The sequence below is a fragment of the Frigoribacterium sp. Leaf415 genome, assembly GCF_001424645.1.
GTDB lineage: Bacteria > Actinomycetota > Actinomycetes > Actinomycetales > Microbacteriaceae > Frigoribacterium.
Genome location: NZ_LMQR01000001.1, coordinates 2609828 through 2622423, shown reverse-complemented (window position 1 = coordinate 2622423; position 12596 = coordinate 2609828). Strand labels below are relative to the sequence as shown.

Genomic DNA, 12596 nt, shown 5'->3' with positions numbered 1-12596 from the left:
GCCCACCTCGGCGGTGCCATGTTCAGTCGACGGTGCGACTCGTGGCAGCCACGCGAGAGGGGTGCGGCTGGGACCGGGGGCGGCGGGGCCCGACGCGCACCGCGCCTCCTTGGTTGTCTGGGGGTGCGGCGCGTCAGCGACCGCAACGCACGAGAGAGAAGAGACCACATGTCGACCTGGTTGATCACCGGATGCTCCACGGGGCTGGGGCGCGCCTTCGCCGAGGAGGCGCTGGCCCGCGGGCACGACGTCGTCGTCACCGCGCGCGACGCCTCCGCCGTGCAGGACATCGCCGACGCCCACCCCGACCACGCCGTCGCCACCGCGCTCGACGTCACCGACGCCGACCAGGTGACCGCGGCCGTCGGCCTCGCCACCGAGCGGTTCGGCGGCGTCGACGTGCTCGTGAACAACGCCGGCTACGGCTACCGCTCCGCCGTCGAGGAGGGCGACGACGCCGACGTGGCGCGCCTGTTCGACACGCACTTCCACGGCAGCGTCCGCACCATCAAGGCCGTGCTGCCCGGCATGCGCTCCCGTCGCAGCGGCACGATCGTGAACCTGTCGTCGATCGGCGCCCGCCGCACCGGCCCGGGCTCGGGCTACTACGGCGCCGTCAAGGCCGCCCTCGAACAGATGACCATGGCCCTGCGCACCGAGCTCGCCCCGCTCGGCATCACGGCGACCGTCGTCGAGCCGGGCTCGTTCCGCACCGACTTCTCGGGCCGGTCACTCACGCAGTCCGCCACCCCCATCGCCGACTACGCCGAGACGGCCGGCAAGCGCCGCATCGAGGCCGACACCTCGGACGGCACCCAGCCCGGCGACCCCGCCGCCGGCGCGCGGCTGCTCGTCGACGCGGTCGAGTCGGGCCGGGCGCCGTACCTGCTGCTGCTCGGCTCGGACGCCGTCGAGATCGTCACGGGCGCGCTCGACGACCTCCGCGGTGACATCGACGCCTGGGCCGAGCGCAGCCGCGCGACCGACTTCGGCGCCTGAGGGGGCAGGCGACGTCGTGAAGGAGGCGCGGCCGCGTCGGCGGTCGGCGTGCGGTGTCGAGGGTGGGTGCGTGGTCCGGCGGGTCAGCGCGCGGTGAGCTGCGGGTAGACCGCCTCGAGCGGGGCCGAGAGGCCGGCCTTGAGTTGACGCGAGGTCTCGTCGGCGAGGATCTCGTGCTGACCGGCCTCGAGGGCGTCGAGCACGTCGGCGACCAGGGCTGCGGGGTCGGTCTTCGCGTCGGTGACGCCCGCGGCCATGGCGGTGTCGACGTAGCCGACGTGCACGCCGACCACCTGCACGCCCGCGGGCCGCAGCTCGAGACGCAGTGAGTTCGTGGCCGACCACAGGGCCGCCTTGGTCGCGGAGTAGATGCCCGCGACGGCGAACCACGAGAGCGCCGAGTGGATGTCGATGATCGCCGTGCCGCCACCGTGCGCGCGGAGGAGGGGCGCGTAGGCGCGGGCGAGGAAGAGCGGCCCGAAGAAGTTGGTCTCGACGTTGGCGCGGATCTCGTCGTCGGTGTTGGCGAGGATGCCCGGTTCGGGCGCGTTGGCCCCGGCGTTGTTGATCAGCACGGTGACGTCGGGCGCCGCCTCGACGACGGCGGCGATCGAGGCCGGGTCGGTGACGTCGAGGGTGAGGGGCACGACGCGCTCGTCGTCCCAGGTGCGCGGGGTGCGGGCGGTGGCGTAGACCTTGGCGGCGCCGCGGGCGAGGGCGGCCTCGACGAAGCGGGTGCCGATGCCCCCGTTCGCTCCGGTGACGAGGACGACGGAGCCGGTGATGTCGGTCATGGGTGTTCCTTCCGAGGGTGATGCGAAGATGAGGCGACCCGTGACCGAGCCGCCCATAGGTGACTCCTGTCATAATTGAGTTCAGTCAGTTTCTATTCCGGCCACCGTCCACCCCAGGAGATCGCATGTCGCCGACAGCCCCGCCCCTCGGCCGTCGTGAGCGGAACAAGCAGGAGAAGCTCGAGCGCATCACTCGAGCCGCGTCCGACCTGTTCTCGCGGCACGGGGTCGACGAGGTCACGACCCAGCAGATCGCCGAGGCCGCTGACGTCGGCGCCGGCACGCTGTTCCTCTACGCCCGCACCAAGGGCGAGCTGTTGCTGCTCGTGCAGAACGCCAATTACGCGCGTTCGCTCGATCGCGGGGTGCGCGACGCCGCCGGCCTGGCCGACCTGGTCGACGCCGTGATCGCCCTGATCACGCCGATCGTCGAGTGCAACCGGGCCCAGGTCGAGAACGGTCGCACCTACCTGCGCGAGATGGTGTTCGGGGACCCCGCCGAGCCGCACCACGCGGAGGCTCTCTCGATCGTCGCGCGCACCGAGCAGGCGCTCGTCGAGGTGATCTCCTCTCGCGCCGAAGTCGACGATGACGCGGCGGCGCGGCTGGCGCACGTCGTGTCGTCCCTCCAGTTCGTCGCGATGGCGTCGGTGGCGGACGAGTCCGTCAGCGTGGCCGAGATCGTCGCCGACGTCCGGGCGCACCTCGAGCTCGTCCTGCCGCGATGACGGGTACGACCCGAGGGACGGGTACGACCCGAGGGACGGGTACGACCCGAGGGACGGGTGCGACCCGGCCGGTGGGCGCGACCCGGCGGTGACGGGTGCGCGCCTGCGGTGGCGGCACCGCGCCTCCTCGGCCTAGGGGAGCGTGACCACTGCTTTGCCGCGGATGCGGGCCTTCCCGAGCCCGTCGAGCGCGGTCGCCGTCTCGGCGAACGGGTGCGTCGCGCCGACCACGGGGCGGATGGCCCCCGCGTCGACGAGTGCGGCGATCTCGCGGAGCTGGTGGCCGTCGGCGCGCATGAAGAGGAACTCGTACGAGACGCCGAGCTTCTTCGCCTGGGCTCGCACCCCGCGGCTGAGGGCCGCGATCGCGAGGCGCACGACCGGATTGAGGCCGGCTGCCTTCGCAAAGGTGGGCGTGGGTGGACCCTGGATGCCGATCGCGAGTCCGCCGGGGCGGAGCACTCTGAGCGACTTCGCGAGGTTCTCGTCGCCGAGGCTGTCGAGCACGAGGTCGTAGCCGGACAGTGCCTCCTCGAAGTCCTGGGTGCGGTAGTCGACGACGACGTCGGCGCCGAGCTCGCGGAGGAAGTCGGCGTTGGCGGAGGAGGCGGTGGTCGCGACGTGCGCGCCGAGGTGCTTCGCGAGCTGGATCGCGATCGTGCCGACCCCGCCGGCGCCCGCGTGGATCAGCACCTTCTGGCCGGGCTGCACGTTCCCGCGCTCGACGAGGGCCTGCCAGGCGGTCAGGGCGACGAGTGGCAGCGACGCGGCCTCGACGGTGCTGATCGAGGTCGGGGCGAGGGCGACGTCGGCCTCGTCGACGGCGATGCGCTCGGCGAAGGTTCCGATGCGGTGGTCGCGGGGCCGGGCGAAGACCTCGTCGCCGGGCTTCAGGTCGCGGACCGAGCCACCGACCTCGATCACGGTGCCGGCGAAGTCGTGGCCGAGGACCAGGGGCGCCTTGTACGGCAGGATCAGCTTGAACTCGCCCTCGCGGATCTTCGCGTCGAGGTGGTTCAGGCCGGCGGCGGCGACCTCGATCAGGACGTCGTGGTCGCCGACGGTCGGCTCGGCGACGTCGACTTCGTGCAGGGGCTTCTTATAGGCGTCGAAGGCGAAGGCGCGCATCGGGGGTCTCCTGGTGGTCTGCGGCTGACGGTGGCGAGCGGCTGGTTGGTGCGGCCGCGACGCTCGGCCCAGGGACGTCGTCCTGTCGCGCGAGTCCGAGCGCACTCAATAATGAGTGCGCTCAGCAACAATGTCAAGGACCTACGCTGCCCGTCGGCATGCCGCACCCTGTCGTCCTGTCGCACCACGAAATGAACGTCGCACCGCGCGTTTGGGCGGTGCGACGTTCATTCGGTGGTGCGACCCGTCCTGCAGGCCCCGACGTCAGTCGGTCGGGGGCGTGTAGAACTGCAGGTCGTTGCCCTCGGTGTCCTTGAACGGCAGGATGCGGCCCCACGGGTGCTCGCTGATCGTGCCGGTCACGTCGGCGTTGCGCGACTGCAGGTCGGCCAACGCGTCCTCGAGGGTGCCGTCGGGCTGGAACGTGATGACCGCGCCGCCCTCGCTCGACGCCGCGGCCTCTTCGCGCCCGTTCAGGCCGATCATCAGGCCGTCCGCGTCGATCTCGGTCCAGTCGTCGCTCTCGCTTTTCACCGTGAGCCCGAGCGCGTCACGGTAGAACGCCGTCGCCCGCCCCATGTCGGTCACGGGCACCCACACTGTTGCCACTCCGCTTGCCATGTCGACTCCTTCGTCCGCCACCGGAATGCCCGATGCAGCGTCTCGACCCTTGCTACGCCGCGCCCGGTGCGCGCCGTGCCACGAGTCAGGGCACTTTCCCACCCGGAGGCGTGTCCCACGGTCAGCGCTGCGCGACCGGACCACCCGCAGGAGGCGCGGTGCCGGTGGGACGCGCACCGCGCCTCCTGCGGGCCGTCGCCTCGGGGGCACTGGCAGGGCCTCCCACGGTCGGCCCGGGAGCGTAACGTCGGAGACGAGGAGCCCGTCGTCGAGCACCGTGTTCCGACCCGCCCCTCGTCCCCGAACCGAACCCACCCCCAGGAGACCCATGCGCACCGTCAACGCCTACGCGGCCCCGTCCGCCACCGAGCCCCTCGTCAAGACGACCATCGAGCGCCGCGACGTCGGCCCGAAGGACGTCATGATCGACATCGCCTACGCCGGCATCTGCCACAGCGACATCCACACCGTCCGCGGCGAGTGGGGCGAGATCCAGTACCCGCAGGTCGTGGGTCACGAGATCGTCGGCACCGTCTCGGAGGTCGGCTCCGAGGTCACCAAGCACAAGGTCGGCGACCGCGTCGGCGTCGGCTGCATGGTCAACTCGTGCGGCGAGTGCGAGTACTGCAAGCGCGGCGACGAGCAGTACTGCGCCAAGGGCAACGTCGGCACCTACACGAGCGTCGACCCGGCCGACGGCACCGTCACGCAGGGTGGCTACTCGCAGGCCGTCGTCGTCACCGAGGACTTCGTGCTGCGCGTCCCCGAGTCGCTCGACTACGACAAGGTCGCGCCGCTGCTCTGCGCCGGCATCACGCTGTACTCGCCGCTGCACCACTGGGGCGTCACCGAAGGCACCAAGGTCGCCATCGTCGGCATGGGTGGCCTCGGCCACATGGGCGTGAAGATCGCCGCCGCACTCGGCGCCGACGTCACCGTGCTGTCGCAGACCACGTCGAAGAAAGAGGACTCGCTGCGCTTCGGCGCGAAGGCCCACTACGCGACCAGCGACGAGCAGACCTTCACCGACCTGGCGAACTCGTTCGACCTGATCGTCAACACCGTGTCGGCGAAGATCGACATGGGCGCCTACCTCGGCCTGCTCGCCGTCGACGGCACGCTCGTCAACGTCGGTGCCCCGTCCGAGCCGCTCGAGGTGCCCGCGTTCGCGTTGATCCCCGCCCGTCGCAGCTGGGCCGGTTCGGCCATCGGCGGCATCCGCGAGACCCAGGAGATGCTCGACTTCTGCGCCGAGCACGGCATCGTGCCCGAGACCGAGCTGATCGACGCCGACCAGATCAACGAGGCCTACGAGCGCGTCCTCAAGTCGGACGTGCGCTACCGCTTCGTGATCGACGCCGCGACCCTCGCCTGATCCGACCCCGTTCCGCCGGACGCCCCCGCACCGTGTGTGCGGGGGCGTTCGTCGTCCCCGGGCCGCAGGATGCCGCGGATCGTCGCACCGTCGCGGTATGCGGCCGAGTGCAACGGCAGGGCGAGCAGCAGCAGTCCGCCGAGCATCGTGATCTGGAAGCTCCAGAGGCCGATGGCCACGATGATGCCGAGGTGGAGGGTCACCCCGGCCAGGGCCAGGACCAGCCGGAGGCGCCCCCTCGTCAGCAGGATGGCCGCCAGTCCCAGCTCGAGCAGCATGGTGCCCCAGGTCAGGGCCGCGGCACCGAGCGACGTGCCGGCCACCTCGGTGAGGACGAGGCGGGGCAGGCCGCTCGCTCCGAAGAAGCCCTGGACGATGTAGTAGAGGGCCGTCCCCTCCGCCCATTCGGTGACGAAGAGCTTGCCCGCGCCCGAGTAGAAGTAGAGGACGCAGAGCTGCAGCTTGATCGCCACCACGAAGGTGACGGCGAAGCCGGTCCGCCAGGGTCGTGCCCGCAGGCCGGGCCGTGCGGGCGACCAGTGGTTCCACCGGGGGTCGGTCAGGCAGACGGGCACGAGCAGCAGGGCCATGATCGTCGCGATCTGGTCGCCACCCTCGGGGATCGAGATGCTCGAACTGATGCTGAAGGCGACCCAGACGTGCAGCAGCGAGGTGACCTGGGGCGCGAAACCGACGATGACCGCCACCAGCACGACGACGGCCACGACGCGGGCGGCGTCGAGGTCGCCGCGCATGGCGCAGAAGAGACCGGCCCGGTCGGCGTGCGTGCACAGGGGGTACGAGCCGAGACCTGCGACCGGGCGGAAGAGGAAGTCGCTCGACGTGAACAGCACCGTGAGGAGGTTGCCGAGCGCGATCAGGGACCGCGCGAGACCGAGGAAGGGCGACCAGAGGACGGGCTCGGGCAGGGCGCGCCAGGACGACGGGCGGAGGTCGAAGCGCTTCAGCACGAGACGTCCGTCCTGAGGCCGCGGACGGCCGAGCGTTCCAGTCGCGTGTGGTCCCGGTAGGCCCACGAGACGGGGGTCGACTCGACCAGCACGACCTCGCCGCAGAGGGAAGGAGACGGCACGACGTTCTCGACGGGGTGCGCGGTCGACGCCACGAGATCGGACGAGCAGACCTCGAGGGCGGGGGAGTCGCAGTCGACCCAGTCGGCCTCGGGCAGGCTCGTCATGAGCAGGGCGACCTCGATGCCCTGCGACCGCCCTTCGCGACTCAGCCCGAACAGGTTCTCAGCCCGGGTGTTCGGGAACCCCGCGACCGAACGCAACTCGTCACCGTCGACCACGAAGGGCTCGATCTGCGGGTCACGCGGCGACTTCGTGAAGAACGACCAGCCCTGGGGCGCCACCGACATGATGTCGGCGCGATGGTCGGTGAGCCCCGGTGGGTCGAGCACGGTCTCCTCGAGCGAGGCGAGCCCCGAGTAGAGGGCGAACACGACGACGAGCGTGCCGGGGACGAGCAGGTGTCTGATCTTCATCGGAGGTCTCCTGGTCAAGGGGGCCGGCCTCCCCGACGAGCGAGGAGGCCGGTCCGTGTGGTGCGCGAGAGATCAGTACGCCGACAGGCTGTCGGTGAGCGAGACCACGCCCTTCTCGGTCGAGAGCGCTTCTCCCGAGGTGACGTTGGCCGACCAGAAGGCGTTCTGGGTCCAGGCGACGTTCATCTGCACGGCTGCGGTGAGCGCGTGGACGGCACCTGCCGCCGACACGACCGCGACCCACACCGCGAACACCGGTACGGCGGCCTGCGGGTTCGCCATGCCGGGGTCCGCCTTGCGCTCGGCAGCCGAGGCGTCGACGACCGACGCCTCGTCCACCGACGCGGCCAAGTCGCCGGCGGAGGCGCTGAAGGCGGCCTCCACGCGGAGGACGTCACCCGAGGTCATCTCACGGGCGAAGTCGTCGAAGTAGGCCGCATCGGACGCCTGAAGATCGTCGAGGATGGTGTCGATCGCGGTCAGGTCGGTGCCCTGCTCGGCGACGCTGTCGCGGAACGCCGTGTACGACGCGTCGTCGAGCTCGCCCTCGAGCTCGGCGGCGAGAGCACCCGTGCCGAAGTAAAGGGCGCCGAACAGCTCGCGGCCGTCCGTCGACTCGGTGCTCTGCTCGGTCGTCGACGTCGACGACGTGGGGGTCCAGCCCGTGGCGACCGCCGCGGTCGAGGGCAGGACGACGGCCAGCGCTGCTGCGGTGGCCACCGTGATGATCTTGTTCTTCGCGTTCATTCTCGTTCTCCTTCGATGGATGTCGCTGAGGCGTCGATCGCTCGTCGTCGCCCGTCCCGGCGGCCGGTCGGCCGCCTCGTGTGCCCGTGGGCCGGTCCCCGTGCCGGCCGCCTCCTCGTCTGTCGTCTTCTCGGGCGCGCCGAAGCGACCGCGCGCCATCGGTCGTGGTGCCCGGCGGTGTGATCACCGTGTCGCGGGCAGGGGCGTGCGTGACCGGGGCGTCAGTGCGCCCGGGCCCGCTGCCGGTCAGTGGGGCGTCAGGCTGCCAGCGGTCGGCGTAGGGCGCGCAGTGCGGCCCCGGCGGTCGCGGCCGTCGCTCCGGCGACGAGGGCGAGAGGCCACGGCACGATCGTCAGCGCGGCTAGGACGACGACGGCCAGGGCGGCACCGACCGCGGCCGCGCCTCCGATCGTCCGAGGTGCGCGGGACGTGTCCGCGCCCCGCGGGACCCGGGTGTCCGTCGCGCCCGGCGTGCCCGTCGCACCCGGTCGACCCGCCCCGATGGCTACCCCGACCGCGACCAGCAGGCCGACCACACCGAGGGCGATCAGGGGCAGGACGCCGGGGTCCGGTGCCGACCAGGGGTCGCTGGTCGCGAGCGACGGGGCGACGAGCAGCGGCAGGGCACCGGTCAGTGCGAGTGTCAGCCCAGCCAGGGCGCCGACGGTCGACCGGTGGCCGAACTTCACCGAGTCGCTGGTCACCCGGGCGAGGGCCAGCAGCAGCCAGGCGGCGAGGGCGGGGACGGCGACGGAGGCGATCGTCACGGCCAAGGGCCGGACGGTGGTGACCTCACCTGCGGACCACTGGTTGGCCACCTCGCCGGGCAGGCGGGGGGCCCACGACACCACGGTGACGACGCTGGCCAGCAGGGCTCCCGCGAGGGGGAGCTGCACGAACGACCACAGGCGGTCGCGTCGTGCCGGTGCATCGGTGCGTCGTGTGGTCTCGGTGAGAGTGCTCACTGTGGTCCTCCGGCCTTGTCGCGGTCGGACCGTCCCGCCGTCGCGGCATCCTCGGAAGGAACCGTACTGACCGGTCCGGTCATCTCATGACAATGTGTCAGGAAGAAGCGATGGGCGTCAAGCTTTTGTTTCGCATCTCCCCCGCGAGGAGGAGCCCGACGACGATCGCCACCATGACGGCCGTCGTGACGAGGCCGAGGGGGCCCGTGACGGCGGGATCGCTGGCATCGGACGCGTCGGCGACGAGGGCCGAGAGCCCGGCGGTGGCGTTGAAGGCCGAGTGGGCGAAGACGGGTGGCCAGATCGACCCCGTCCTCAGTCGCAGCCACCCGAGCAGCACGCCGAAGGCGACGCACGCGCCCACCATCAAGACGACACCGTCGGCGCCGGTCCGGTCGAAGTTGTAGCCGAGCAGGATGATCGGGGTGTGCCACAGGCCCCAGACGGCGCCGGATGCGACCAGGGCGACCCCTGTTCCGAGCGGCGTCAGTGCGGGGAGCAGCCACCCCCGCCAGCCGATTTCTTCGCCCAGTGCGAACGGTGCGCTGACGACGGCGTTGAGCGGGATGGCGAGCAGCTGCAGGCCCACCAGGAGGCCGGCGGGCAGGGCGAGTTCGCCCATCCCGAGGTCGTCGAACGACCGGGCGTAACCGCTGAAATCGATGAGGTCGATCACCAGCAGGCCCAGGGCGGCCGCGGCGGCGACGCCGACGACGACCACGACCACCGCGCTGACGAGGCCCCCCGCCGACCAGGCGAGGGTGCGCCGCACGGGGCGGATCGGCCAGAGGCCCAGCTGCCTGACGGCCTGTCGCCACGACGTGCGTGTCGATGCGAGGGCGACCGCGGCGCCGGCCGCCGGGGTCAGCATCAGCAGTGGCAGCAGCACGCCGGCCAGGGGTGCGGCCAGCCCGTCGTCGCTCAGCCACAGGGGGATGGCGAGGGCCCAGCAGAGCCCGAACGACACGACGACGAAGAGCACGAGCGCCCGACGCGGGGCGGCCCGCGTCACGACGAGGCCGTCGGGTCGAGGGGTGTCGGCCCGTGTCACGACGACGCGGCGGGGTCGAGGAGGAAGAGCCCTGCGAGGCGCCCGTCGGGGTGGCAGGAGACGCGACCGACCATGTCGCCGGCCTCGAAGTGGAGGGGGACGTCCACGACGGTGAAGTCGCCGGAACGCCGCGCCGTGGGTGTGCCGCTCGACTCGAACGCCCCGACGGAACCGAGGACGTGGCTCCACACGTCGCCGAGCTGCGTCGGGTCCATGGCCTTCTTCATCTCGTCGTCGAAGAGGGCGTGGACCTCGTCGGGGCGCCCCGTGCTGAGCAGGTCGAAGACCGCCGTCGCCCGCTCGACGGAACCTGACGTGACGTCCTTCTCGAGCGGGCGTCCCGTCCTCGGGTCGATCACCTGGCCGAACCTCTGGTACGCGGCTTGACGTGAGATGGACATGACGTCTCCTACTTCCTGCCAGGTCGCCCCGGCGTCGCGGGCATCGGTCACGAGGGCCGCGAGGACGGCCTCGAGGTCGGCTTTCATCCCCGCCGCGCGCTGCACGGCGACGAGGGTCGAGGACCGGTCGTGTCGACCGTGCACCGACGCCGCGAGGCCCTGGACCCGGGCGAGGAGGCTCGCGAGCAGGGACGGGGTGCGGGACGGGGTCGACATGTGTAAAGACTAGATTGACGCGTGTCGTGGCGTCAAGATCGGCTTTCGTCCCGCTGATCCATGTAGACCGCGGCTCAACCGCTCCGCTGCCGCCCTCGCACCGGGTTTCGAACGATGCACCCGGAAGCTTCCGGGTTCATCGTTCGAAACGGGGTTCATCGCGACACGAGTTCACCCACCGGACACCCGCCACCCCTACGCTCGCCACGACAGCGCCTAGGGTTCCGGGGTCCCACGATCCGACTGGTCCGAGCGGCGCCACGGTCGGGCGCCATCGCCGGGCCGTCATCTGAACGGACAAAAGCCTGGAGGACCCGTTCGGCGCGCCCCGCGCCGAGCCGATGGGTCCTCGCATGTCCACCACCGCCCTCCTGCTCGTCCTCGCCGCCGCCGTCTGCCACGCCGGCTGGAACGTCGTCGCCCACGGCGTGAGCCGCCTCGGCACGCCCTTCCTCTGGTGGGGTGCCGTCGCCAGCACCGTGCTCTGGCTGCCGGTCGTCCCGTTCACGGGCGGCCTCGGTGCGAGCGTCGGCGGCCTCGCGGTCGGAGCAGGCGTCTCGGCCGTGCTGCACGTCGTCTACATGACGGTGCTGCAGCGCGGCTACGCGGTCGGCACCCTGTCGACCGTCTACGCGACGGCTCGCGGCAGCGGCCCTGCCGTCAGCGCCGGCCTCGCCGTCCTGCTGCTCGGCGAGCAGCTCTCGGTGACGGCCGTCGTCGGCATCGCCGTGGTGGTCGCGGGGGTCGTGGCGACCGGACTGATCGACCGGCGGCCGGCCGGCTCTCCGGCACCGCGCCTCCTGCACGGGCCGTCGACCGCGTCGACGCCGTCCGCCCCGGGCCGTCGGTCCCGCCGCCTCGACCCCGGCATCGCCTGGGGCCTGCTCACCGGCCTCGCCATCGCGAGCTACACGATCTGGGACGCCCACGCCCTGCGCACCTGGGACCTCTCGCCCGTGTCGTTCATGGTCGGCGTGACCCTCGTCGAGGTCGGCTTCTACAGCGCGTCGCTCGGTCGGCGGCGGGGCGAGCTCGTCGCCGTCGCGCGTGCCCACTGGCCGCGCGTGCTGGCCTTCGGGGTGCTGTCGCCGCTGTCGTACATCCTCGTGCTGACGGCGATCCGGACGGCTCCGGTCGCCCTCGTCGCCCCGGCGCGCGAGACGAGCGTCGTGATGGTGGCCGTGTTCGGCGCCCTCGTGCTGCGTGAGGGCTCGCTGGTGAAGCGGCTGGCCGCGTCGGTGGTCGTGCTCGGCGGCATCGCCCTGCTCGCCCTCTGACGGGCCTCGCCCGGGCCGCCGCCCACCATGAACCCGGTTTCGAACCATGAACCCAGAAGCTTCCGGGTGCATCGTTCGAAAGCGGGTTCACGGACGCACGAGCCCAGGAGGCGCGGGTCGGCCTACAGGAATCCGGTCACCGCGACGGCGACCGCCGCCAGCAGCGCCACCGCGGCCAGCACCTTCGACGACCCCATGACGAGTCGGCGCCTCGGCCCACCGTCGTACGGCTCGTCGTCGGCGTCACGCAGTTCGGGCGGGAGCTCGGCCTCACGGTGACGGCGCTCCTGCTCGAGGCGGGCGGCGCGTTCGGCACGCTCGACCCGGGCGACGCGCTCGGCCTCGTGCCGACGGGCCAGTTCGGCCTCACGGTCACGGGCGACGAGCAGCTCGAGTTCACGGTGCGCCTCGTCCGACCAGGCTTCGAGGTCGTCGTCCGAGGCGTCGGGGGTGCCCGGAACCGGGAAGTCGCCCAGAGCACCGGACGCGCCCGGAGCATCGGGGACGCGGGGCGCGTCGGGCGGAAGGGCCGGGTCGTCGGGGGTGCCGTCGTCGTGTCGCATGCGGAGGCCTTCGTCGCGGGAGCAGGGCGGGGTGGTCGTCCGAGGGTAGACCGCCGCACCTGGACCCGTCATGGCCGCGACGGCACTCCGTCTCGGCCCGGTGGCCACCCCCTCCGTCTCGACTCGGCGGACGCCCCGCCCAGGTTAGGCAGACAAGAGGTGAACTCTCGTTGAACGAGGCCGAAGGTAGGTTCCTATGTCGGTCGGGCGCGTGCCAGCATCGT

14 protein-coding genes are annotated in these 12596 nt (G+C 71.8%); 4 read left to right on the top strand and 10 right to left on the bottom strand.

Annotation, left to right across the window (positions count from 1 at the left end):
• The first annotated feature begins 168 nt into the window (after nt 1-168).
• Nucleotides 169-999 carry an oxidoreductase gene (locus ASG28_RS12140; protein ID WP_055975481.1) on the top strand — a complete coding sequence of 277 codons (831 nt, stop codon included), beginning with the start codon at nt 169-171 and terminating at the stop codon, nt 997-999.
• A gap of 83 nt (nt 1000-1082) precedes the next feature.
• Here the strand turns inward: ASG28_RS12140 and ASG28_RS12135 are convergent, their stop codons facing one another.
• The gene (locus ASG28_RS12135) at nt 1083-1793 is read right to left on the bottom strand and encodes an SDR family oxidoreductase (protein WP_055975478.1); all 711 of its coding nucleotides are present in this window, start codon (nt 1791-1793) and stop codon (nt 1083-1085) included.
• Nucleotides 1794-1918: 125 nt separating this feature from the next.
• On the opposite strand from ASG28_RS12135, the gene ASG28_RS12130 reads away from it, so the two are divergent.
• Nucleotides 1919-2521, top strand: coding sequence for a TetR/AcrR family transcriptional regulator (locus tag ASG28_RS12130; protein WP_055975473.1), 603 nt, complete (start codon nt 1919-1921; stop codon nt 2519-2521).
• Between the two features lie 132 nt (nt 2522-2653).
• Here ASG28_RS12130 and ASG28_RS12125 read toward each other — a convergent pair whose 3' ends face one another.
• Nucleotides 2654-3649, bottom strand: a complete 996-nt coding sequence (locus ASG28_RS12125) for an NADP-dependent oxidoreductase (RefSeq protein ID WP_055975471.1) — start codon at nt 3647-3649, stop codon at nt 2654-2656.
• Between the two features lie 264 nt (nt 3650-3913).
• A complete protein-coding gene (locus ASG28_RS12120) occupies nt 3914-4270 on the bottom strand; it encodes a VOC family protein (RefSeq protein ID WP_055975469.1) in 357 nt (118 codons plus the stop codon).
• A gap of 328 nt (nt 4271-4598) precedes the next feature.
• On the opposite strand from ASG28_RS12120, the gene ASG28_RS12115 reads away from it, so the two are divergent.
• Nucleotides 4599-5645 (top strand): NAD(P)-dependent alcohol dehydrogenase, encoded by a 1047-nt coding sequence (locus ASG28_RS12115; RefSeq protein WP_055975468.1) that lies wholly within the window; start codon nt 4599-4601, stop codon nt 5643-5645.
• Here the strand turns inward: ASG28_RS12115 and ASG28_RS12110 are convergent.
• The 6 genes from ASG28_RS12110 to ASG28_RS12085 all read right to left on the bottom strand — a co-directional run bounded on the left by ASG28_RS12110 (nt 5609) and on the right by ASG28_RS12085 (nt 10532).
• Nucleotides 5609-6616, bottom strand: a complete 1008-nt coding sequence (locus ASG28_RS12110; RefSeq protein ID WP_055975465.1) for a sporulation-delaying protein SdpB family protein — start codon at nt 6614-6616, stop codon at nt 5609-5611. The two genes, ASG28_RS12115 and ASG28_RS12110, sit on opposite strands and share 37 nt — an antisense overlap.
• Nucleotides 6610-7152, bottom strand: a complete 543-nt coding sequence (locus tag ASG28_RS12105; RefSeq protein WP_055975462.1) for an SdpA family antimicrobial peptide system protein — start codon at nt 7150-7152, stop codon at nt 6610-6612. Before ASG28_RS12105 ends, ASG28_RS12110 begins: the two co-directional genes overlap by 7 nt.
• 72 nt (nt 7153-7224) lie before the next feature.
• Nucleotides 7225-7899, bottom strand: a complete 675-nt coding sequence (locus tag ASG28_RS12100; protein WP_055975457.1) for a hypothetical protein — start codon at nt 7897-7899, stop codon at nt 7225-7227.
• Nucleotides 7900-8156: 257 nt separating this feature from the next.
• The gene (locus tag ASG28_RS12095) at nt 8157-8864 is read right to left on the bottom strand and encodes a hypothetical protein (protein ID WP_055975454.1); all 708 of its coding nucleotides are present in this window, start codon (nt 8862-8864) and stop codon (nt 8157-8159) included.
• Between the two features lie 97 nt (nt 8865-8961).
• Nucleotides 8962-9876 (bottom strand): CPBP family intramembrane glutamic endopeptidase, encoded by a 915-nt coding sequence (locus ASG28_RS17025; RefSeq protein ID WP_157510471.1) that lies wholly within the window; start codon nt 9874-9876, stop codon nt 8962-8964.
• A 35-nt stretch (nt 9877-9911) separates the two neighbouring features.
• Entirely contained in the window at nt 9912-10532 is a 621-nt protein-coding gene (locus tag ASG28_RS12085) for a DUF3887 domain-containing protein (protein ID WP_055975449.1), read from the bottom strand.
• A 353-nt stretch (nt 10533-10885) separates the two neighbouring features.
• On the opposite strand from ASG28_RS12085, the gene ASG28_RS12080 reads away from it, so the two are divergent.
• Nucleotides 10886-11809 (top strand): EamA family transporter, encoded by a 924-nt coding sequence (locus tag ASG28_RS12080; RefSeq protein ID WP_055975446.1) that lies wholly within the window; start codon nt 10886-10888, stop codon nt 11807-11809.
• Between the two features lie 122 nt (nt 11810-11931).
• Here the strand turns inward: ASG28_RS12080 and ASG28_RS12075 are convergent, their stop codons facing one another.
• On the bottom strand, nt 11932-12372 hold the full coding sequence (locus ASG28_RS12075) for a hypothetical protein (protein WP_055975443.1): 441 nt from the start codon (nt 12370-12372) through the stop codon (nt 11932-11934).
• Between the last annotated feature and the right edge of the window lie 224 nt (nt 12373-12596).